This window comes from Cupriavidus sp. FW305-27 (genome assembly GCF_058787995.1).
The window spans coordinates 37,120-56,660 of sequence record NZ_JBYTAG010000038.1; the positions used below are offsets into that span (position 1 = coordinate 37,120).

The 19,541-nt window shown below is 66.7% G+C and carries 21 protein-coding genes and 2 tRNA genes; 8 read left to right on the forward strand and 15 right to left on the reverse strand.

Features of this window, described 5'->3' with window-relative positions; all coding sequences use genetic code 11:
* Positions 1-25: 25 nt before the first annotated feature.
* Positions 26-397 (reverse strand): hypothetical protein, encoded by a 372-nt coding sequence (locus AC3WRI_RS19025; RefSeq protein ID WP_492293786.1) that lies wholly within the window; start codon positions 395-397, stop codon positions 26-28.
* 176 nt (positions 398-573) lie between these two features.
* On the opposite strand from AC3WRI_RS19025, the gene AC3WRI_RS19030 reads away from it, so the two are divergent.
* Together AC3WRI_RS19030 and AC3WRI_RS19035 are read left to right on the forward strand one after the other, a co-directional pair.
* The gene (locus tag AC3WRI_RS19030; RefSeq protein WP_010809211.1) at positions 574-2,010 is read left to right on the forward strand and encodes an aminotransferase-like domain-containing protein; all 1,437 of its coding nucleotides are present in this window, start codon (positions 574-576) and stop codon (positions 2,008-2,010) included.
* Between the two features lie 152 nt (positions 2,011-2,162).
* Positions 2,163-3,668: a sensor domain-containing diguanylate cyclase gene (locus AC3WRI_RS19035; RefSeq protein ID WP_492293788.1), complete on the forward strand. Its 1,506-nt coding sequence runs from the start codon at positions 2,163-2,165 to the stop codon at positions 3,666-3,668.
* A gap of 11 nt (positions 3,669-3,679) precedes the next feature.
* Here the strand turns inward: AC3WRI_RS19035 and AC3WRI_RS19040 are convergent, their stop codons facing one another.
* From AC3WRI_RS19040 to AC3WRI_RS19060, 5 genes are all read right to left on the reverse strand, one after another.
* Positions 3,680-3,934, reverse strand: a complete 255-nt coding sequence (locus AC3WRI_RS19040; protein WP_041687227.1) for a putative hemolysin — start codon at positions 3,932-3,934, stop codon at positions 3,680-3,682.
* A gap of 90 nt (positions 3,935-4,024) precedes the next feature.
* Entirely contained in the window at positions 4,025-4,927 is a 903-nt protein-coding gene (gene lpxO, locus AC3WRI_RS19045) for a lipid A hydroxylase LpxO (protein ID WP_010809214.1), read from the reverse strand.
* 157 nt (positions 4,928-5,084) lie between these two features.
* On the reverse strand, positions 5,085-5,396 hold the full coding sequence (locus tag AC3WRI_RS19050; protein WP_010809215.1) for a hypothetical protein: 312 nt from the start codon (positions 5,394-5,396) through the stop codon (positions 5,085-5,087).
* Between the two features lie 32 nt (positions 5,397-5,428).
* Positions 5,429-6,871 (reverse strand): DUF2252 domain-containing protein, encoded by a 1,443-nt coding sequence (locus tag AC3WRI_RS19055; protein WP_052181627.1) that lies wholly within the window; start codon positions 6,869-6,871, stop codon positions 5,429-5,431.
* Between the two features lie 136 nt (positions 6,872-7,007).
* Positions 7,008-7,451: a carboxymuconolactone decarboxylase family protein gene (locus tag AC3WRI_RS19060; protein WP_492293789.1), complete on the reverse strand. Its 444-nt coding sequence runs from the start codon at positions 7,449-7,451 to the stop codon at positions 7,008-7,010.
* A 142-nt stretch (positions 7,452-7,593) separates the two neighbouring features.
* Between AC3WRI_RS19060 and pdxR the strand changes: the two genes are divergently transcribed.
* A complete protein-coding gene (gene pdxR, locus AC3WRI_RS19065; protein WP_010809218.1) occupies positions 7,594-9,042 on the forward strand; it encodes a MocR-like pyridoxine biosynthesis transcription factor PdxR in 1,449 nt (482 codons plus the stop codon).
* A 158-nt stretch (positions 9,043-9,200) separates the two neighbouring features.
* Positions 9,201-9,509, forward strand: a complete 309-nt coding sequence (locus tag AC3WRI_RS19070) for a hypothetical protein (RefSeq protein WP_492293791.1) — start codon at positions 9,201-9,203, stop codon at positions 9,507-9,509.
* A gap of 43 nt (positions 9,510-9,552) precedes the next feature.
* Here the strand turns inward: AC3WRI_RS19070 and AC3WRI_RS19075 are convergent, their stop codons facing one another.
* Positions 9,553-10,236, reverse strand: coding sequence for a Fe2+-dependent dioxygenase (locus AC3WRI_RS19075; RefSeq protein WP_492293793.1), 684 nt, complete (start codon positions 10,234-10,236; stop codon positions 9,553-9,555).
* Between the two features lie 149 nt (positions 10,237-10,385).
* On the opposite strand from AC3WRI_RS19075, the gene AC3WRI_RS19080 reads away from it, so the two are divergent.
* Complete coding sequence (locus AC3WRI_RS19080; RefSeq protein WP_010809220.1) at positions 10,386-10,667, forward strand: hypothetical protein; 282 nt, start codon at positions 10,386-10,388, stop codon at positions 10,665-10,667.
* Between the two features lie 144 nt (positions 10,668-10,811).
* On the opposite strand, the gene AC3WRI_RS19085 is transcribed toward AC3WRI_RS19080, so the two are convergent.
* The 4 genes from AC3WRI_RS19085 to AC3WRI_RS19100 form a co-directional block, all read right to left on the reverse strand.
* A tRNA-Met gene (locus AC3WRI_RS19085) sits at positions 10,812-10,887 on the reverse strand.
* 91 nt (positions 10,888-10,978) lie between these two features.
* Complete coding sequence (locus tag AC3WRI_RS19090; RefSeq protein ID WP_492293794.1) at positions 10,979-11,218, reverse strand: hypothetical protein; 240 nt, start codon at positions 11,216-11,218, stop codon at positions 10,979-10,981.
* Between the two features lie 157 nt (positions 11,219-11,375).
* Entirely contained in the window at positions 11,376-11,636 is a 261-nt protein-coding gene (locus AC3WRI_RS19095; RefSeq protein ID WP_010809222.1) for a hypothetical protein, read from the reverse strand.
* 213 nt (positions 11,637-11,849) lie between these two features.
* Positions 11,850-11,926: transfer RNA gene (locus tag AC3WRI_RS19100), tRNA-Arg, on the reverse strand.
* A gap of 156 nt (positions 11,927-12,082) precedes the next feature.
* Here AC3WRI_RS19100 and greB point away from each other — a divergent pair.
* Complete coding sequence (gene greB / locus AC3WRI_RS19105) at positions 12,083-12,646, forward strand: transcription elongation factor GreB (protein ID WP_010809223.1); 564 nt, start codon at positions 12,083-12,085, stop codon at positions 12,644-12,646.
* 111 nt (positions 12,647-12,757) lie between these two features.
* Here the strand turns inward: greB and AC3WRI_RS19110 are convergent, their stop codons facing one another.
* The 4 genes from AC3WRI_RS19110 to AC3WRI_RS19125 all read right to left on the reverse strand — a co-directional run bounded on the left by AC3WRI_RS19110 (position 12,758) and on the right by AC3WRI_RS19125 (position 17,304).
* Complete coding sequence (locus tag AC3WRI_RS19110) at positions 12,758-15,169, reverse strand: RelA/SpoT family protein (protein WP_037024397.1); 2,412 nt, start codon at positions 15,167-15,169, stop codon at positions 12,758-12,760.
* A gap of 196 nt (positions 15,170-15,365) precedes the next feature.
* Positions 15,366-15,569 (reverse strand): DNA-directed RNA polymerase subunit omega, encoded by a 204-nt coding sequence (rpoZ, locus tag AC3WRI_RS19115; protein WP_006578656.1) that lies wholly within the window; start codon positions 15,567-15,569, stop codon positions 15,366-15,368.
* A gap of 105 nt (positions 15,570-15,674) precedes the next feature.
* Complete coding sequence (gene gmk / locus AC3WRI_RS19120) at positions 15,675-16,337, reverse strand: guanylate kinase (protein ID WP_010809225.1); 663 nt, start codon at positions 16,335-16,337, stop codon at positions 15,675-15,677.
* A gap of 31 nt (positions 16,338-16,368) precedes the next feature.
* A complete protein-coding gene (locus AC3WRI_RS19125; protein ID WP_010809226.1) occupies positions 16,369-17,304 on the reverse strand; it encodes a YicC/YloC family endoribonuclease in 936 nt (311 codons plus the stop codon).
* 188 nt (positions 17,305-17,492) lie between these two features.
* On the opposite strand from AC3WRI_RS19125, the gene AC3WRI_RS19130 reads away from it, so the two are divergent.
* Together AC3WRI_RS19130 and AC3WRI_RS19135 are read left to right on the forward strand one after the other, a co-directional pair.
* Positions 17,493-18,539, forward strand: a complete 1,047-nt coding sequence (locus tag AC3WRI_RS19130; RefSeq protein WP_010809227.1) for a serine/threonine protein kinase — start codon at positions 17,493-17,495, stop codon at positions 18,537-18,539.
* A gap of 56 nt (positions 18,540-18,595) precedes the next feature.
* Positions 18,596-19,510, forward strand: a complete 915-nt coding sequence (locus AC3WRI_RS19135; RefSeq protein WP_011614807.1) for a PP2C family protein-serine/threonine phosphatase — start codon at positions 18,596-18,598, stop codon at positions 19,508-19,510.
* Positions 19,511-19,541: the final 31 nt, after the last annotated feature.

Sequence of the window (19,541 nt, forward strand, 5' to 3'; positions counted from 1 at the left end):
GTGCCAGGCCGGCCGGAGCGCAATTTTATAGGCTTTCGGGCGCGGAGTCGGGAATCTGGCGGGATTCGGGCTGGCGGGCCGGGCCGGTGCGGCGCCAGGACAACGCCAGCCAGGCTTGCAGCCGGGGCAGCCAGCCCGGCGGGTCAGTGATCGACAATGCGCCGGCGCGGCTTGCCGACAGCGTCAGCCAGCCGCGCGCGGGCACGGTCCACGTATCGCCCGCGCGCAGGTGCCGCCGCGGTACGTAGCAGGTCTCGGCCAGCCATCGGGGCGGCCCGGCCAGCTCCAGTTCACCCGCGCCGGCATGCAGCACGGTGCCCGCCGCCACGCGCAGGCGCAGGCACTGGCCGGCCAGAAGCGGCACCACGGTTGATGTGTCGTTGAGATCGCTTTGCATGGCAGGACTCCGGTAACAGGCACAGGACTCCAGCCTATCGACCTGATCTCAGCCGCGGCAGGCACACCGCGGAACCGCCTGGACCGGAACAGCCATGCGAATTCAGCCCTGTTACGATACAGTTGCCCCGCTTCTGTATCTGTACTGATGCGGCCAACCGCGCCACGATGGCCCCAATGGAATCCGCCCCGCTCTACCGCCAGGTTGCCGGCCACTACCGCCGCGCCATCGAATCCGGAACGCTCGCCGCCGGTGACCGCATGCCGTCGGTGCGCGCGCTGATGGCGCTGCACAGTGTGAGCCTGTCCACCGCGCTGCAGGCATGCAGGCAGCTCGAGAGCGACGGCTTGCTGGAAGCGCGGCCGCGCTCGGGTTATTTCGTCGCGGCACCGCTGCGTTCGCCGCTGGCGGCGCTGGCCGAGCCGGCCGCGGCCTTGCCTGATCCGGCGCAGTATGTCGGCATCCACCAGCGCATTTCCGGCTTGCTGGCGCGGGGCCAGCACCAGCATGTGCATACCAACCTGGGCGGCGCCTATTGCGCGCCGTCACTGTATCCGACCGAGGCGCTGCGCAGCGCCGCGACCCGTGCGCTGCGCCGGCATCCGATGCTGTTCGGCGAAGCGGTCGAGCCCGAGGGCTACCAGCCGCTGCGCTCCGCGCTGGCGCGCCAGGCGTTGCGGGCGCGCGTGCAGCTCGCGCCGGAAGAAATCGTCATCACCAACGGCTGCACCGAGGCGCTCAACCTCGCGCTGCGCGCGGTGGCGGGGCCGGGCGACGTGATCGCGGTGGAATCGCCGACCTACTACGGCCTGCTGCAGATCCTGGAAAGCCTGGGCATGCGCGCGCTGGAGATCCCGTGCAGCCCCCAGACCGGCATCTCGCTGGAGGCGCTGGAGCTGGCCGCGCAGCACTACGACAACATCCGTGCGGTGGCGGTGGTGCCCAACCTGCAGAACCCGCTCGGCTGCATCATGCCGGACGCGCACAAGGCGCGGCTGGTGCAGTGGTGCGAAGCGCGCGGCATCGCGCTGATCGAGGACGACTGCTTCTCGGCCACCGCCGACAGCGATGCGCCGCCGGCCGCGGCCAAGGCCTGGGATGGCAGCGGCAACGTGATCCACTGCGCTTCGCTGCACAAGGTGCTGGCGCCCGGCATGCGCCTGGGCTGGATCGCCGCCGGCAAATGGCAGGCGCGCGTGGAAATGCTCAAGTTCGGCCTGTCGCGGCCCAACGAGATGCTGTCGCAGATGGCGGCCGCCGACTTCCTGGCTTCCGGCGCGCACGACCGCCACCTGCGCCGGCTGCGCACCCGGCTGTGCGCGCAGCGCGAATGGTTCGCGCAGGCCATCGCCGCAAGCTTTCCCGCCGGCACGCGGCTGGGGTCCCCGCGCGGCGGCATGCACCTGTGGGTGGAACTGCCCGCCCAGATATCGTCCGAGGCGGTGTTCGACCAGGCGCTGCAGGCCGGCATCCGCGTGATGCCGGGCGTGATGTTCTCCAACGCCGGCCGCTTCGACCACTGCCTGCGCGTCAACTGCGGCACGCCGCGCTCGGCGCAGATCGAGCGGGCGCTGGGCACGCTGGCCGCCATCGTGCAGCGGCTGGCGGGCTAGCCCTGGCGCCTGCCTGCAATATCCCTCCCCTTTTGCCTGCGCCTCGCCTATGCTAATGCGCTGGTGCGCAGGGGCGGCCCGGCTGGTCTCCGGGGGCGAAGACCGACCACGGGGCGCCGTGCACCACGGGAAAAAGAAAAAGGAGAAAAGCCTTGAGCAGTGCATCCGCGGCAACGTCCGTCGGCAGGAGTGCCGGCAACCCTGCCGGCAACAACCTGGACGACTATCAAACCCTGTTCCAACTGGCACCTGTCTCGCTGTGGCTGGAAGACTTCAGCGCCGTGCGCGAGTATTTTGCGCAACTGCGCAAGGAAGGTGTCACCGACCTGCGCGCCCACCTGCGCGCGGACCCGCGGCAAGCGGCGCAGTGCTCGGCGCTGATCCGCGTGATCGACGTGAACCGGCGCACGCTGGAGCTGTTCCGAGCAGCCGATCTCGACGACCTGGTGGCCAACCTCGACACAGTCTTCCGCGACGACATGCTCGACCAGCATGTCGAGGAGCTCGGCCAGTTGTGGGACGGCGGCAATCGCTTCGCCAGCCAGACCGTCAACTACGCGCTGGATGGCGAGCGGCTCGATATCCAGCTGGAGGCCACGGTGTTGCCGGGCCACGAAGATACCTGGGAGCGCGTGCTGTTGTCGATCAGGGACATCACCCCGCGCATGCGCACCGAGCGTGAACTGCGCCGCAGCGAGCAGTATGCGCTGGGACTGTTCGAGCATTCGCCGGTGTCGCTGTGGGTAGAGGACTTCAGCGCGGTCAAGGTGCTGCTCGATGAAGTGCGCGGCGCCGGCATCACCGACTTCCGCACCTTCCTCAACGTGCATCCGGACTTTGTCTCACGCTGCATGCAGGAGATCCGAGTGCTCGACGTCAACCAGCAGACGCTGCAGATGTTCGGCGCGGACAGCAAGCTGGCCCTGCTGTCGCGGCTGGGCGATGTGTTCCGCGACGACATGCGCATCCATTTTGCCGAGCAGCTGATCGACCTCTGGCACGAGAAGCTGTGGCAGCAGCGCGAAGTCATCAACTACGCGCTCGATGGCCGCGCCGTGGACGTCTTCATGCAGTGGTCGGTATTCCCCGGGCGGGAAGCGGACTGGGACCAGGTGCTGGTGTCGCTGACCGATATCACGGCGCGCAAGAAGGCAGAAGCCTATGTCGAGTTCCTGGGCAAGCACGACGTGCTGACCAAGCTCTACAACCGCGCCTACTATGAGGACGAGCTGGCGCGGCTGGGCCGCAAGGGCCCGTGGCCGGTCAGCGTGGTGGCGGTGGACCTGAACGGCCTCAAGGTGGTCAACGACCAGTTCGGCCATGCCGACGGTGACGGGCTGCTGCGCCGCACCGGCGAGGTGTTGAAGAAGGCGGTGGGCGAGCAGGCCTGCGTGGCGCGTATCGGCGGCGACGAGTTCATGATCCTGCTGCCCGGGCGCGACGAGCGCGGCGCCGCCACGGTGGTCGAGCAGATCGGCAAGGTGGTGGAGCTGAACAACCAGTTCTACCCGGGCACACGCCTGAGCCTTTCCATCGGCCACGCCACCTGTCTGCAGGGCGACCGGCTGAATGAGGTCGTCAAGCTGGCCGACAGCCGCATGTATCAAGCCAAGCGCGACTACTACACCACGCTGGCCAACGAACGCCGCCGCGATTGAAGCCTGGCGGCTCAGCCCGGCGTGCATTCGCCGCGCATCAGCGCCCACTCCTCGCATTGCTTGCCTGACGGGAAGATGCAGATGCCGGACTGGCCGGCCGGGGTCGACACGATCTGCAGCTTGCCGCCGCGCTGCGTGCAGTTGACGGAGGCGGGGTTGGGCTTGCCGATTGTCTGGGCGCTCCCCGGGCGCTCTGCCGGGGTGTTGCTGCAAGCGGCCGCGCCAACGACAGCGAAGGCCAGCAACACTGCAATACGGGTGCGCATCGGGGTCTCCGCGAGGAAAAGAAACGGGCCCATTGTTTGCTCCCCTCTCCCGCAGGCGGGAGAGGGGAGCAAACCGCCGGATTTTGCTTCTTACAGGAAGACGATCAGCCCCACGCCCAGCACGATCAGGCCGAACTTGGTGACGTAGTAAAGCTGGCGGTTCCAGGCCTTGAAGCGGCGGCGATACTGGCCGCCCAGCCAGACAAAGCGGAACAGCCGGTTGATCATGCCGGTCTGGTCGTGCTCGTCATTGGGCGAGCTGGCCGCGGTCATGACCTTGCGGCCCATCCAGTGGTTGAACTTCGCAGCCCAGCCGTAGCGCATCGGGCGCTCGATATCGCAGAACAGGATCAGCCGGTTGGCATCGCTGCGGTTCTCGGCCCAGTGCAGGTAGGTTTCGTCGAAGACCACGCCCTCACCGTCGCGCCAGCTGTGGCGCTCGCCGTCGACCTCGATAAAGCAGCGGTCGTCGTTCGGCGTGGCCAGGCCCAGGTGGTAGCGCAGCGAGCCGGCGAACGGGTCGCGGTGCGGGTTGAGCTTGCCGCCCGGCGGCAGCTCGGCAAACATCGCCGCCTTCACCGTGGGCAGCTCGCGCAGCAGCGCCACGGTCTTGGGGCAGAGCTGCTCGGCCGACGGGTGCTGGGCCTCGTACCACTTCAGATAGAAGCGCTTCCAGCCGTACTTGAAGAAGGAATTGAAGCCGGCGTCGTCGTTCTTGTCCGCTGCCTTGATCTTGCGCATCGCGGTCAGCGCCAGCCCTTCGTCGCGGATCTCGGGCCAGGCGGCGCGCAGCTTTTCCAGGTCGGGGAAATTGTCGACCGGGATGTACGGCGTGCGGGGCACGCCCGAGAACGCATACATGAAGCAGTTGATCGGGGCCACCAGGGCCGAATGGTCCAGCAGCTGGCGCCAGATGCGCAGGCGCACCTTGCCGCGGAAGTGCACATACAGCACGGCACCGAGGTAGCCCGCGACGATAATCCACTTGATCACCGAAATCCTCCTGGTCAGCCGCCTCCGCCGCGTGTCAGTCACAGCGCGGACCGGCTGGGTGAAAACGCGTATTTTAGCGAAACGGCAGAGCCGCCGCAGCTTGAGACGATTGCGGCACATGGCCCGCGGTGCGGGCCGGGAAGTCAGGCTGGCGCGTTCAGGCCCCGCCGCGCGACTGCCGCGCGATGCGCTCGATCAGCGCCTGGGCGTCGTCGGGCAGGCCCTGCAGCCTCAGCAAGCGCGCGTTCAGCACCAGGTTTTCCAGCACCAGCTTGGCTGTCGAGGCCCACATCGTGGCCAGCAGCGCTTCCACCGGCAGGCCGGACGCCTCCATCTCGCTGGAGCGCTCGGCGATCAGCCGGCACGCCAGCCGGCGCAGCGCGGCGTCGTCGAACGGCAGGTCGGCGTAGTCGATGGGGTCTTCCTTCTCGACTTCCGTCATCAGTTGCAGCAGGGTGTCTTCTGTCATGGGCAGACTCCTGGCCAGGCAAGGCGCGTGGGCTACACGCGGAAATCAGCAGCCATGTCGGCATCGGTGCGCGCCTCGAGGCGCCCCGAACGGCACGCGGCGACAAACTGATCGTAGTCGCGCTCGACCTGGTCAGCATAGCCATTGGCATAGCCTACCATCGCCTCGGCCATGCGGTCGCTGCGGCCCAGGTAGCCGCTGACCTCGGCGGCCAGTCCGCTGGCCTTGGCGTGCGCCCGCGCCAGCACCCAGCCACACAGCGAGGCATAGCGGCCGAGCAGCTCGCCGTCCATCAGCTCGATCTGTGCCGACAGCTTCATGTCGCGCAGCTGCCGCAGATAGAAGTGCCGCCCGAACGGCCCCTTGGTCCAGCCGAGGAACAGGTCGCTCGCGGCCTGCATCAGCCGCTGGCCCTCGACCACGCGGCGGCCCTCGTGCGCGGTCGGCGCGCTCTTGAAGTAACGCGCCACCACCGACCTGGTGGCCTCCTTGACCTGCAGGAACAGCGGCTTGTCATGCTGGTCCACCAGCAGCTGCACCAGGCAGCGCTTGCCCACGCTGCCCACCCCGACCACCTTGAAGGCCAGGTCATGGCGCGTGAAATGGCCGAGCAGCCGGCGCCGGTCGGCAGCCAGCGTGGACAGGTAGTCCTGGTAGGCCTGGTCCAGCGCCAGGTCCGCGTCGCTGGCGGCCAGCCAGTCGTCGCCCGGCCCGAACAGCGTCTGCTCGCCGCGCACGTGGAAGATCGCCGGCGGCGCATCGAGTATCGACCAGCGGTCGCCGATGCGCTCGGCCAGCTTGGGCAGCAGCGACTCGTGGGTGCGGTCGGCGGCGCGCTCCATGCCGCGCCGGATGCGCTTCTGGACTTCGGGCAAGGTGTCTTCTTCAAGCAGCCGCTCGAAGGTAATGCGGTCGTACCAGGTGTCGAGCATGCCCATTTCGCCATAGGCGAGCATGCGGCGCTGGTAGCTGCCCACCGCCTCGCGCACCATGTCTTCGGCCACAGCGGACTTGTGCCGCAGGTGGCGTGCCGCCACCACGAAGCTTGCGCACAGGCGCTTGAGGTCCCATTCCCACGGACCGGGACTGGTTTCGTCGAAATCGTTGAGGTCGAACAGCAGCGCGCGCTCGGGCGTGGCAAAGCCGCCGAAGTTGGCCAGGTGGCAGTCGCCGCAGATCTGCATATGCAGGCCGGAATCCGCGGTGCCGGCCAGGTCGTGGGCCTGGAGGATGGCGCTGCCGCGGTAGAACGCGAACGGCGACTGGATCATGCGGCCGTAGCGCAGCGGCACCAGCCGCTCAACCCGGCCCTGGCTGCTGATTTCCAGCAGTTCGACGGGGTCGCGGTCGACGTTGCCGATGGCCTCGTGCGCACCGCGCGGCACCTGCTGGCGGGCGGCCCTGCCGCGCTCGCGCCGGGCCTCGACAGTACCCTTGGCCACGGCTTGCCCGCCCTCCTGACGTGTCGCCACCATGCCCCCAATGCCGGCGCCGCCGGCGGTTGCCATTTGTGCAGCATCTGCAACAGAAGCTAATGCACTGCGCCGCGGCTTGTCAATCGGCAGGCCACGGCGCGGGTCAGGCTGGGGTCGGGCGGATGTGCGCCGTGGCTCAGAGCGCAGGCGGCTGGCGACGGAAACCGACGCCGAAGCGGTTCCATGCATTGATGGCCGAGATCAGCAGCGTCAGGTCGGCCATTTCCTTTTCCGAGAATTGCTCTCGCAAGCCCTGGTAGTCCGCATCCGGCGCCTGGCTTTGCGGCAGCAGCGTCAGCGCCTCGGTCCACGCCAGCGCGGCGCGCTCGCGCGGGGTGAACCAGCTCACTTCACGCCAGGCCGGCAGCAGGTTCAGGCGGCGCTCGCTTTCGCCATGCTTGCGCGCATCGGTGATGTGCATGTCCAGGCAGAACGCGCAACCGTTGATCTGCGAGGCGCGGATCTTCACCAGTTCCTTGAGCGTGGTCTCCAGCGAGCAGCGTGCCAGATAGACCTCCAGGCCAATCATTGCCTTGTAGGCGTCAGGGGCCACGTCTTGCCAGTTCATCCGTTCTTCCATGATCGATCTCCGCTTTGACAGGTTGGATTCGGCGGGCACTGGTGTCGCGCCCGTTGGGATGAAAGATAGACCCATCGATTGGCCCCGCATACTGCCAATCTCCGGCAGAATCAGTAGACCAATCCTGACCGACGCGTACCTTATGGAGCTGCATCTCGCCCTGGACCAAGCCAGCGACCTGACCGCGCAGATCGTCCACCAGATCCGCGACGCGATCCAGGGCGGCCGGCTCGAGGCCGGCGCACGCATGCCGCCTACGCGCCTGCTTGGCACCCAGCTGGGCGTGGCGCGCAAGACGGTGACCACGGCGTATGAACGGCTGGTGGCCGAAGGCTGGCTGCACGCGCGCGTCGGCGACGGCACCTATGTGGCCGAGGGGCTGGCCCGCCCGGCCATGCGCATGGCGGCGGCGCCGGTGCTGCCGCCTGCCGTGCAGCGCTGGATGGCGGTGCCGACGCCGTTCCTGGACTCAGGCGGCGGCGCGCGCTATGGGTTCCAGCCGGGGCAGGCCGATACCACGCGCTTTCCGCATGAAGCCTGGTCGCGCTGCGTGCGCGCGGCGCTGGCCGCCGAGCGCCAGCGCCCGCCCGGCGTCGCCGATCCGGCCGGTGAGATGGTGCTGCGCCAGGCCATTGCCCGCCATATCGCCTTCACGCGTGGCGTGCAGAGCATGCCGACCGACATCCTGGTCACGGGCGGCGCGCAACAGGGCATCGACCTGCTGGCCCGGCTGCTGCTCGGGCCCGGCGCCGTGGTGGCGATGGAGGATCCCGGCTATCCGATGGCGCGTTCGTTGTTCCAGGGGCTGGGCGCACGGGCGGTGCCAGTGCCGGTCGATGGTGAAGGGCTGGTGGTGGAGGCGCTGCCGAACGATGCCACGCTGGTCTATGTCACGCCATCGCACCAGTCGCCGCTGGGCGTGCCGATGAGCCTGGCGCGGCGCCAGGCGCTGCTGGACTGGGCGGCACGCCGCCACGCGGTGATCCTGGAAGACGACTACGACAGCGAATTCCGCTACGGCGGCCAGGCGCTGGACGCACTGCAGACGCTGGACCGGCATGGCCGCGTGGTCTACCTCGGCACGTTCTCGAAGACGCTGGTGGCCAACCTGCGCTGCGGCTACCTGGTGGTGCCGCCCTGGCTGATGCCGGCCGCGCGCAAGGTCAAGCACCTGATGGACTGGTACACGCCGACGCTGATCCAGCAGGCGCTGGCGCGCTTCCTGTCCGAGGGTCACCTGCTGCGCCATATCCGGCGTTCGCACGCGCGCCACGCCCAGCGCCGCGCCCGCCTGCTGGCGCGGCTGCACGGCGACCTGTCGCCGTGGCTGGAGCCGCTGCCGGCAATGGCGGGCTTCCACCTGGCGGCGCGGCTGCGCGTGCCGGTGGCGTCCGAGGCACTGGTCTCGACTGCGCGCCTGGCCGGCCTGGCACTTGCCACGCTCGATCCCTGCTATGCCACGCCCCCTGCTACCTGCGCGGGGCTGCTGCTGGGCTTCGGCGCCATCGACCTGCTGGATATCGATCCTGCCCTGGACCGGCTGGCAATGGTACTCTCTGCACTGGTACCTGAGCCGGCGCACGCCACGTGATGCGGGCCGCACAGGAGCGATACCAGGTGACGCATGCCACGCGCATGCCATCACAGCGACATGGCGCCGCTGTCATGCTGGTATTTCGCAAACCGACGTGAACAAACCGGAAGCGTGCGGGTCTCATTCGCACTTTCCACACAACCAGAGTCGCGTTCATGACCAAGCGTTTGTTGTCCGCCATGCGTCAGTACGCATGGTTTGCCGGGGTGAAGCACCATGTCGTGCAGGGCGTCGAAGCCCTGGCGGAACTGCTCAAGTCCCCTTCCGCCGCGGCGCGCGCCGTCGCGGCCATCGTTGCCGAAACCGAGCACGGCGTACAGGTCTGGGTCTCGTACTTCGGCAAGCCGCTGGATCCGCACACCAACTACGTGCTGTGGCCCAACCGCGCGCTGCGCCCGGCGCGGCGGCGCATCCAGCCCTCTCCGATCGAACTGTTGCAGATGCAGCAACGGCGCGACGGATAGCCGCGCCTGCTTGCTGGCTGACGGGATGCAGCGCCGCCGGAGTTCAGGAGTCCGCCCAGCGGCGCAGCAGGTTGTGATAGACCCCGGTCAGGCCGATCACCGATTCATGCGCCTGGCCGAGTTCCTGCGCCACCTGGCGGATACGCGCGTCCAGCTCGAACAGCAGCGCGCGCTGGCCATCGTCGCGCACCATGCTCTGGATCCAGACGAACGATGACACCCGCGCCCCGCGCGTGACCGGCGTCACGTGGTGGATGCTGGTGGCCGGGTACAGCACCATATGCCCGGCCGGCAGCTTCACGCGCTGCTGGCCGTAGGTGTCCTCGATCACCAGTTCGCCGCCGTCGTATTCGTCTGGCTCGGTCAGGAACAGCGTCGCCGACAGGTCGCAGCGGATACGGAAGCTGGTGCCGCGCAGGTAGCGGATCGCGTTGTCGACATGGTTGGCAAAGGTATGCCCGCCCTCATAGCGGTTGAACAGCGGCGGATAGACCTTCAGCGGCAGCGCCGCCGAGAAGAACAGCGCGTTGTTGCCGAGCGCGTCCTGGATCAGGTCGCCCACCTGGCGCGCCGCCGGCGAGCCCTCCGGCAACTGCAGGTTGCGCTTGGCCAGCGCCGACTGGTAGCCCGAGGTCTCATTGCCGTCGGCCCACGCCGCCGCGTCGATGACCTGCCGGACTTGCGCCACCTGGGCCTTGGACAGTACGTCGGGAATCTGCAGCATCATGATGGCAAATGTCGGAATGAATCGGGCAGGTGCACTTTGTATGGGAAGCGCGGCAGGGACCCGAACAAGAATCATTACCGTTTGATCCTGTGCAGGCGGCGGCTTCACTACAATGGGTTCTGTATCCCCGTCACCGACAAGGAGCCGACATGTCCGAACCGCTACACGATGAAGCGCTGGTCAATCTCTACCTGGAACGCATCTCGGCTCTCTCGGTGAGCGCCTTCGATGGTGCCGATGTCAGCGGCGAGCTCGATGCGGTGATGCGCGAAGCGGTAACCAAGTGCCAGGCCGCGGGCGGGCCGCAGGCGCACGGAACACTGACGGTGCTGGCCACGCGGCTGCGTGAGCATGCCGACGCCGCGGAGCGTGAAGACCAGCCGCTGGTGCGCGATACCTTCAGGCGTGCGGCGGAACTGGTGCGCACCTAGTGGTGCCAGCGCACGAACGCTGCAAGGCATGCCTTTGGGTTGCGCGGAATGACATCGGAGCAGTGAGTGAGTCAGGCCGGACGGCCTTGAGAACAACGCCTTGAAGGACTGCGGCGAATGCCGCTGGATACTGATATAAGGCGTTGGTTGCGGGGGCAGGACTTGAACCTGCGACCTTCGGGTTATGAGCCCGACGAGCTGCCAACTGCTCCACCCCGCGTCTGAAGGAGACGGATTATGGGCGATTCATCCGCGCATGGCAAGCGCTATTTTGCCGTGCGCATGAAATCGTTCGCTCGTGCCTCGCGCCATCATGCAATGCGCCTGACTTTGCCGTCCGGTTCGTGCGTTGCAAGCACGGCTTCGACATAGCGATTGACGTGTTCGAGCGCCTCGAGCTTGGTGTCGAACGGCTGGTTGGGAAACGGGTTGTGCCGCCCCGCGAGAATCTGGCCGTCGGTGCGGCGCATGATCTCGATCAGGATGGCCCACTTGGACCTGGGCACCGCAATCACTTCATAGACGATCTTGTAGCCTGCATATTCCGGCATGGCGGGGGCACTCCTTTCTGCTGCAATGGCGAGCGAGACTTCGCTCGCTTCATTTCCAGCGTAGGAGTGCCGCGCAGGATCAAGAATGATCCGCGTCAATAGCAATAGATCACGGCATGATATAAGCCGTTGCGCCAACCACAATGACGCGCAACCCTTATTCGGCGGGCCCGAGCAGTCGGTCCACCAGGGCATAGCCCGCGCCGAAGGCAGCCACCTCCGCCGCATGGCGCGTGGCGAACTGCTGCGGGCCGCTGGCAAGCAACTCGGTATCGCCCGCGTCGGCCGGGTCGGCGCCTTCCTGCGACACGCGGACTTCATAGCCCCAACGGCCGATGCTGTCCTGCCCGTGCGGCGATACCAGGACATAGACATCCATGCCGCGGTACTCTTCAACGCGCCACTCTGCGTTTTCCATGCGCTCAGCTCCCAGGGTCGAGGTTGTGCCTGATTCGAGCCTAGGAGGCCGCACGCGCGACCGCAAGGCGTGACGCAGCAATCGCAGGTTTGCGTGGGCGCAGACGGAAAGCGGGAACGGTAGCCGCGGCGCGCAAGTCGAACGGCACGACGGCGAAAGGACGGAAACGAAAAAGGGCTTCCGTTTCCGGAAGCCCTTTTCTTTCTGCATAGGTGGCGCGGCTGGCAGGATTCGAACCCACGACCCCTTGGTTCGTAGCCAAGTACTCTATCCAACTGAGCTACAGCCGCACGCGAGAAAAAGATTATAACCCAGTTTTTATTTTTGGGAAGCCCCTTCGCAACCTTTTTGTGATCTTTCTTTGGAAGGGGTGCAGCAGATGCCCGCCGGCGAGGTTCGCCTGTAGCGTTTTCCTATAATGACAGACCCAAGAAGTGATCCGGAACATGAACAAGGCATTTGTCAAAGAGTCGTCCGGCGACGAGGACGACGACCTCCCCGAAGGCGCAACGCCGCTGCCTCCCGGCACCAAGAACTACATCACCGCCGAAGGCTACAACCGCCTGCGCAATGAGCTGATGCAGCTGATCGACGTCGACCGGCCCGATGTAGTGCAGATCGTGTCGTGGGCGGCCTCCAATGGCGACCGCTCGGAGAATGGCGACTATCTCTACGGCAAGAAGCGCCTGCGCGAGATCGACCGCCGCATCCGCTTCCTGACGCGCCGCCTCGACAAGGCGGAAGTGGTCGACCCGTCGCTGCAGGGCGACAACGACCAGATCTTCTTCGGCGCCACCGTCACCTACGCCAATCGTGCCGGCGAAGAAACCACCATCACCATCGTCGGCATGGATGAAGTCGACCTGGACAGCAACCACGTGAGCTGGATCTCGCCGATCGCCAAGGCGCTGATCAAGGCGCGCGAGGGCGACACCGTGGCGCTGCGCACGCCGGCCGGGGTCGAGCAGATCGATATCCTGGAAGTCCGCTACCCGTCGCGGAAACAATAGCCTGGAGTGGAGGCCGTTTTAGGGCGGCCCTGGCTAGGCGTGCGGCCGCAGACAGTACAAGTAGCACGGCAAGGCCGCACAACGACGCCAGGGCCGTCCTAGAACGGCCTCCTAGCCGTCGTTGCGGTCGCGGAATATCCGGATGACGTCCGGGTTGCGGCGCAGCCCGCGCATCACGTTGGCCAGGTGCAGGCGGTTCTGCACCTGGATGATGAACTGCATATAGGTGGCTTCCTGGTGGCCGGCGTCCTGCTGCTCCATGGCCACGTGCGCGACGTTGGCGTCGGCGGCGGTCAGGTCGGCAGCCACGCGCGCAACGATGCCCTTGACGTTGCGCACCATCACCTTGATCGACACGTCGAAGGCGCGCGTGGTCTTCTTGGCCCACATCACGTCGATCCAGTGCTCCGGATCCTTGCTGTGCAGGCGCTTGGCGATCTTGCAGTCCTGCACGTGGATCTGCAGCCCTTCGCCCTTGCCCAGGTAGCCAACGATGGAGTCGCCCGGGATCGGGCGGCAGCACGCCGAGAAGATCATCGACATGCCTTCGTCGCCGGTGATCGGCACCGCGGGCGCTTCTTCGCCGGCGAAGGTCTGCACCGCCGCCAGCAGCGCGCTGTCGACATCGCCGGACAGCTCCTGGAGCAGGATCTCCATGCGCTTGGCCACCACCGCCGGCACGCGCCGGCCCAGTGCCAGGTCGGCAAAGATGTCTTCGCGCTGCTTGTTGCCGGTCCACTGCACCATGCGGTCCCACACCGACTGCGGCACCGCCTTGAGCTCGAAGCCGAGCTGGCGCGCCGACTGTTCCAGCAGGCGCTCGCCAAGCTGGATGGCTTCGTCGAGCTTGGTGGTCTTCAGGTAGTGGCGGATCGCCGCGCGCGCCTTGCCGGTGCGCACGAACGACAGCCACGCCGGATTGGGCTTGGAGTACGGCGCCGTCACCACCTCGACGATATCGCCGCTCTTGAGCTCGGTGCGCAGCGGCAACATCTCGTTGTTGATCTTGACCGCGACGCACTGGTTGCCCAGGTCGCTGTGCACCGCGTAGGCAAAGTCCAGCGCGGTGGCGCCGCGCGGCAGCGCGCGGATATGGCCCTTGGGCGTGAACACGTAGACCGCATCCGGGAACAGGTCGATCTTGACGTGCTCGAGGAATTCCTGCGAATCGCCGGTCTGGCTCTGGATATCGAGCAGCGACTGCAGCCACTGGTGCGCCTGCTGCTGGATATCGTTGGCGTGATCGGCCTGATGCTTGTACATCCAGTGCGCGGCCACGCCGGCCTCGGCGATCTGGTGCATGTCGCGCGTGCGGATCTGGAACTCCACCGGCGTGCCGAACGGACCCACCAGCGTGGTGTGCAGCGACTGGTAGCCGTTGATCTTGGGGATGGCGATGTAGTCCTTGAACTTGCCGGGCATGGGCTTGTACAGCCCATGCAGCGCGCCCATCGCCATGTAGCAGTGCATCTGCGTTTCCACCACCACGCGGAAACCATATACGTCCAGCACCTGCGAGAACGACAGCTGCTTGTCGTGCATCTTGCGGTAGATGCTGTAGAGCGTTTTCTCGCGCCCGGACAGTTCGGCCACGATGCCGGCGTCGGCCAGCCCCTTCTGCGCGGCTTCCAGGATACGCTTGACCACCTCGCGGCGGTTGCCGCGCGCGGCCTTGACGGCTTTTTCCAGCGTGGCGTAGCGGAACGGCGAGCCGACCTTGAAGGACAGCTCCTGCAGCTCGCGGTAGATCGTGTTGAGACCGAGACGGTGCGCGATCGGCGCATAGATCTCCATGGTCTCCAGCGCGATGCGGCGGCGCTTCTCCGGCGGGACGAAGTCGAGCGTGCGCATGTTGTGCGTACGGTCGGCCAGCTTCACCAGGATCACGCGCACGTCGCGCGCCATCGCCAGCAGCATCTTGCGGAAGCTCTCCGCCTGCGCCTGCTCGCGGCTCTGGAATTCGAGCTTGTCCAATTTGGTCAGGCCGTCGACCAGTTCGGCGACCTTGGGGCCGAATTTCTCGACCAGCTCGCTCTTGGTGATGCCCTGGTCTTCCATCACGTCGTGCAGCAGCGCCGCCATGATGGACTGCACATCCAGCTTCCAGTCCGCGCACAGCTCGGCCACCGCCACCGGATGGGTGATGTAGGGCTCACCGCTCTGGCGGTACTGGCCCAGGTGGGCTTCGTCGGAAAACTGGAAGGCCTCGCGCACGCGCGCCAGGTCGGGCGCCTTCAGGTACGCGAGTTTCTCCATCAGCCGGGTGATGGAGATGACCTGCTGGCGCGGCGGCACCGCCGGCTGCGAGGTCGGGCCGAAGAAGTGCCGGTATGACTGCGCCAGCACTGCGTCGATAAACAGGCTGTCAGCCGCCGGCGCCACATCCTGCATCGCGGCCAGCTCGTCCTGCAGCGCCGCGCCCCTGGACTTGCCCGGCGCCAGCGCGGGCGCGACGGCACGCTCGCCGACGACATCGTCGCCGAGCGGATCGGGAAGATTGGGAGCGCCGGTGCGCGCGTTCACGGAGGGCTGGCCCGGAATGGTGCGCTTAGGCGCCGTAGGCGGGGCCGCATCGCCAAGCGCCGGCGCCACGGCAGTCGGCGACGGCTGGGAGGGAGGCTTGGAGGGCGAATGCGGCGAAGGCATGGCGGCGGCCCCTGGAATCCGGCTGGATACGTGCTGGCACGATGCGAGGATAAGCCATGGGCCGCCTGACCAATCAGGTCGGGACCTTCTTCAGCATCTCGATGCCGACCTGGCCCGACGCGATCTCGCGCAGTGCCACCACGGTCGGCTTGTCCTTTGCTTCGACTTTGGGCGTGTGGCCCTGCACCAGCTGACGGGCACGATACGTGGCCGCCAGCGCGAGCTCGAAGCGATTCGGAATGTGTTTCAGACAATCTTCGACGGTAATACGCGCCATATCAAATCCACCTTGGGACAAAACCTTACGTTGGGTTGCTATTTTACAGCACGCGGCGGAAAACGCCGGCGGCGCCCCGCGCGGCTGTCATCGGCAGGCATCGGCTCAGTGGATGCCCAGCTCGATAAACAGCTCCGTATGCCGTGCTTTCTGCGAGGAAAACCGCAGCCGCGTGGCGCTGATCACGTTGCGCAACTGCTCCAGAGCATCGTCGAAGACCTCATTGATGATGACGTAGTCCGACTCCGAGGCGTGGGCCATTTCACTGCCCGCCGCCAGCAGCCGGCGCACGATCACATTGGGCTCGTCCTGGCCGCGTTTTTTCAGGCGCTCTTCCAGAGCCGTCAGCGACGGCGGCAGGATGAAGATCTCGACCGCGTTGGAAAAGCGCTGGTGCACCTGCTGCGCGCCCTGCCAGTCGATTTCCAGCAGCACGTCGTTGCCCTGCGCCATCTGCTGCTCGATCCACACGCGCGAGGTCGCGTAGTAGTTGCCGTGGACCTCGGCCCATTCCAGGAAGTCGCCGCGGTCGCGCGCGGCGCGGAACGCGTCGACCGTGACGAAGTGGTACTCGCGCCCGTCCTGCTCGCCCGGGCGCGGGGCGCGTGTGGTGTGCGAGATCGACAGGCGGATGGCCGGGTCCTGCGACAGCAACTTGTTGACCAGCGTCGACTTGCCGGCTCCTGACGGCGCCACCACCATGAAGAGGTTGCCGGGGTAGACGGTATCGATGGCAGTGTGTGGCGCGGATTGAGGCGTTGGGCTCATGATGATTCTTTGGTGATTCCTGGGGCTGTCTTTATTCGAGATTCTGGACCTGTTCGCGCATCTGCTCGATCAGCAGCTTGAGCTCCATCGAGGCATCGGCCAGTTCCTTGGCGGCGGCCTTGGAGCCAAGCGTGTTGGCCTCGCGGTTGAGCTCCTGCATCATGAAGTCCAGGCGCTTGCCGGCCTGGCCGCCCTTCTTCAGGATATGCCGGGTCTCGTTCAGGTGCGCCTGCAGCCGCGACAGCTCTTCGGCGATGTCGATGCGGATGCCGTAGACGGTGGCTTCCTGGCGGATGCGCTCGGCGATCTCGTCGCGGCTCATCGACGGCATGCCGGTGGGCGCGGCCAGGTTGAAGGCTTCCTGCAGGCGCTCGGTCAGCTTTTCCTGGTGGTGCGCGATCAGCTGCGGGATGGTCGGCGTCAGGCGCTCGACGATCGCCAGCATGGCGTCGATGCGCTCCATCAGCGTCGCCTTGAGCGCGTCGCCTTCGCGGCGGCGGGCTTCCAGCAGCTGGTCCAGCGCCTCGCGCGCGGCGCCCAGCACCGCCTCGCGCAGTGCCTCCTGCGACAGTTCCGGCTCGACCAGCACGCCCGGCCAGCGCAGGATCTCGCCCATGCGCAGGGTGCCGGCGCTGGCGAAGGTGGCGGCGACGGTGGTTTCCAGCGCGCGGATCTGCGCCAGCAGCCCCTCATTGAGGGCCAGGGTGGCGCCGCCGGTGTCGGTGCGCTGCAGGTTGATGCGGCACTCCAGCTTGCCGCGCGACAGCTCCGCCATCAGCATCTCACGCAGGGCCGGCTCGAACGCGCGGCACTCTTCCGGGGCCCGGAACAACAGGTCGAGGAAACGCGAATTGACAGTGCGGAATTCCACCGAAACGGACGCGGAGCGCCCGCTGGGCTCGCCTTGCGCGTTGGTCAATGGCGCCTGGCGCGTCGCCAGGCCATAGCCTGTCATGCTGTGGATCATTGGATGTTCTCGTGAATGGCGGCGGCCCCGGGCTGCTGGCGACCGGCGGGTCCCGCCTCGAGCGCCCCGTACGGGATTCCGGGGAGCTCTCAATACGTTGAAAGGAGGGCAACAATGCCCTTATTTGTGTTCTTTACAAGTGACCGATTAGCCCGGACAATCCGGAGGCAAATCAGGTCCCTATTCCCATGACAGAGCCAAAGGGCACGACACAACCGAAGAGTGCACCGCTGCCCGTCGGCACGCTGTTGTCCAACTATCGTATTGTAAAGAAGTTGGCCAGCGGGGGGTTCAGTTTCGTCTACCTGGCCACCGACGATACCGGCGCACCGGTTGCCATCAAGGAATACCTGCCGTCGTCGCTGGCGCGGCGCAACCCGGGCGAACTGATCCCCGTGGTGCCCGAGGAAAACGCCGCCGCGTTCCGGCTGGGCCTGAAGTACTTCTTTGAAGAGGGCCGCTCGCTGGCCCGCATCTCCCATCCCAGCGTGGTGCGCGTGGTGAATTTCTTCCGCGAGAACTCCACCGTCTACATGGTGATGAACTACGAGCTCGGCAAGACGCTGCAGGAGCACGTGCTGGCCGCCCGGCAGCAAGGCGGCCCCAAGGTGCTGCGCGAGCATTTCATGCGCAAGGTCTTCCACGACCTGATGAGCGGCCTGCGCGAGGTCCATATCCACAAGCTGCTGCACCTGGACATCAAGCCCGGCAACATCTACCTGCGCGAGGACGAATCCCCGATCCTGCTGGATTTTGGCGCCGCGCGGCAGACCCTGACGATGGAAGCGGCCCGCTTCCAGCCGATGTACACCCCCGGCTTTGCCGCGCCCGAGCTCTATGGCAAGCATTCCGACCTGGGCCCGTGGACCGATGTCTACAGCCTGGGCGCCACGCTCTATGCCTGCATGGCCGGCATGCCGCCGCAGGAAGCCAACCAGCGTGAAAAGGAAGACCGCATGGGCGATGCCCTGGCGCGGCTGCGCAGCAGCTACACCAACGGGCTGGTGGACCTGGTCGAATGGTGCCTGCGGCTGACGCCGGCCGAGCGCCCGCAGAGCGTGTTCCGGCTGCAGAAGGAGTTGCGCGAGCAGACCAACGCCCTCGGCGAACAGGCGCTGGCGCCGCAGACGCAAGCCCCGGCCCTGGCGCCGGCGGAGCGGCCCGCGGCGACCTCGCGCTTCCTGACCCTGCTGCGCCGGCGTGACGAACCCGTCCCCGGCGCGAGCGTCGACTGAATCACAAATCTGGCGCCCCGCTTGCGGCCAGTCCACTGAATTCCCTGAAAGCCAACATGCGATTCTCTGTCTACCAGGAAAGCAGGAAAGGCGGCCGCCGCGTCAACCAGGACCGCATGGGCTATTGCTTCACGCGCGACGCGCTGCTGATGGTGCTGGCCGACGGCCTGGGCGGCCATGCGCACGGCGAAGTCGCCGCGCAGCAGGCGCTGCAGACGCTGGCGCGCCAGTTCCAGGTGCAGGCGCGGCCCACGGTGCGCAACCCGGCCGAGTTCCTGCAGGACACCATCATGCTGGCCCACCGCGAGATCCACCGCTATGCCGAAGCCAACCAGATGGCGGACGTGCCGCGCACCACGGTGGTCTGCTGCCTTGTGCAGCAGGGCCAGATCTACTGGGCCCATGCCGGCGACTCGCGCTATTACCTGCTGCGCAAGGGCCGGCTGCTGACGCGCACGCGCGACCACTCCAAGATCGAGAACCTGCTGCAGCAGGAGCGCGTGCTACCGATGCACGTGGCTAACCACCCGGAGCGCAACAAGCTCTACAACTGCCTGGGCTCGCCCAACCTGCCGCTGATCGACCTGGGCGGCCCGGTGCGGCTGGAGCCGGGCGACGTGGCCCTGCTCTGCTCCGACGGCCTGTGGGGCGCGCTCGAAGAGCCCGCGCTGGTGGACAAGCTGTCGCGCCTGTCGGTGGTGCAGGCGGTGCCGGCGCTGATCGAGCAGGCGCTGCAGAACGCCGGCGAAGGTGCCGACAACACCACCGGCATCGCCATGATGTGGGAACTGGACAGCAATGCGGCGGGGCAGGATTCGGTCATGACCGACACCCTGCCGCTGAACGCCTTCACCACCTCGATCCTGGAGCGCACCGGCACTGACAGCGACCTGCTGTCCGAAGAGGAGATCGAGCGCTCGATCGCCGAGATCCGCGCCGCCATCGACAAGACCAGCAACCTGATGCGGTAATGCCCTCCCCGCGTGCGATGCGGCGCTCAAG

Excerpts from the sequence above, each read along its gene's own strand:
- AC3WRI_RS19025 (WP_492293786.1), bottom strand. The coding sequence starts at position 397 with ATGCAAAGCGATCTCAACGACACATCAACCGTGGTGCCGCTTCTGGCC.
- AC3WRI_RS19030 (WP_010809211.1), top strand. The coding sequence starts at position 574 with ATGGAATCCGCCCCGCTCTACCGCCAGGTTGCCGGCCACTACCGCCGC.
- AC3WRI_RS19040 (WP_041687227.1), bottom strand. The coding sequence starts at position 3,934 with ATGCGCACCCGTATTGCAGTGTTGCTGGCCTTCGCTGTCGTTGGCGCG.
- AC3WRI_RS19050 (WP_010809215.1), bottom strand. The coding sequence starts at position 5,396 with ATGACAGAAGACACCCTGCTGCAACTGATGACGGAAGTCGAGAAGGAA.
- AC3WRI_RS19055 (WP_052181627.1), bottom strand. The coding sequence starts at position 6,871 with ATGGTGGCGACACGTCAGGAGGGCGGGCAAGCCGTGGCCAAGGGTACT.
- AC3WRI_RS19060 (WP_492293789.1), bottom strand. The coding sequence starts at position 7,451 with ATGGAAGAACGGATGAACTGGCAAGACGTGGCCCCTGACGCCTACAAG.
- pdxR (WP_010809218.1), top strand. The coding sequence starts at position 7,594 with ATGGAGCTGCATCTCGCCCTGGACCAAGCCAGCGACCTGACCGCGCAG.
- AC3WRI_RS19070 (WP_492293791.1), top strand. The coding sequence starts at position 9,201 with ATGACCAAGCGTTTGTTGTCCGCCATGCGTCAGTACGCATGGTTTGCC.
- AC3WRI_RS19075 (WP_492293793.1), bottom strand. The coding sequence starts at position 10,236 with ATGATGCTGCAGATTCCCGACGTACTGTCCAAGGCCCAGGTGGCGCAA.
- AC3WRI_RS19080 (WP_010809220.1), top strand. The coding sequence starts at position 10,386 with ATGTCCGAACCGCTACACGATGAAGCGCTGGTCAATCTCTACCTGGAA.
- AC3WRI_RS19090 (WP_492293794.1), bottom strand. The coding sequence starts at position 11,218 with ATGCCGGAATATGCAGGCTACAAGATCGTCTATGAAGTGATTGCGGTG.
- AC3WRI_RS19095 (WP_010809222.1), bottom strand. The coding sequence starts at position 11,636 with ATGGAAAACGCAGAGTGGCGCGTTGAAGAGTACCGCGGCATGGATGTC.
- greB (WP_010809223.1), top strand. The coding sequence starts at position 12,083 with ATGAACAAGGCATTTGTCAAAGAGTCGTCCGGCGACGAGGACGACGAC.
- rpoZ (WP_006578656.1), bottom strand. The coding sequence starts at position 15,569 with ATGGCGCGTATTACCGTCGAAGATTGTCTGAAACACATTCCGAATCGC.
- gmk (WP_010809225.1), bottom strand. The coding sequence starts at position 16,337 with ATGAGCCCAACGCCTCAATCCGCGCCACACACTGCCATCGATACCGTC.
- AC3WRI_RS19125 (WP_010809226.1), bottom strand. The coding sequence starts at position 17,304 with ATGATCCACAGCATGACAGGCTATGGCCTGGCGACGCGCCAGGCGCCA.
- AC3WRI_RS19130 (WP_010809227.1), top strand. The coding sequence starts at position 17,493 with ATGACAGAGCCAAAGGGCACGACACAACCGAAGAGTGCACCGCTGCCC.
- AC3WRI_RS19135 (WP_011614807.1), top strand. The coding sequence starts at position 18,596 with ATGCGATTCTCTGTCTACCAGGAAAGCAGGAAAGGCGGCCGCCGCGTC.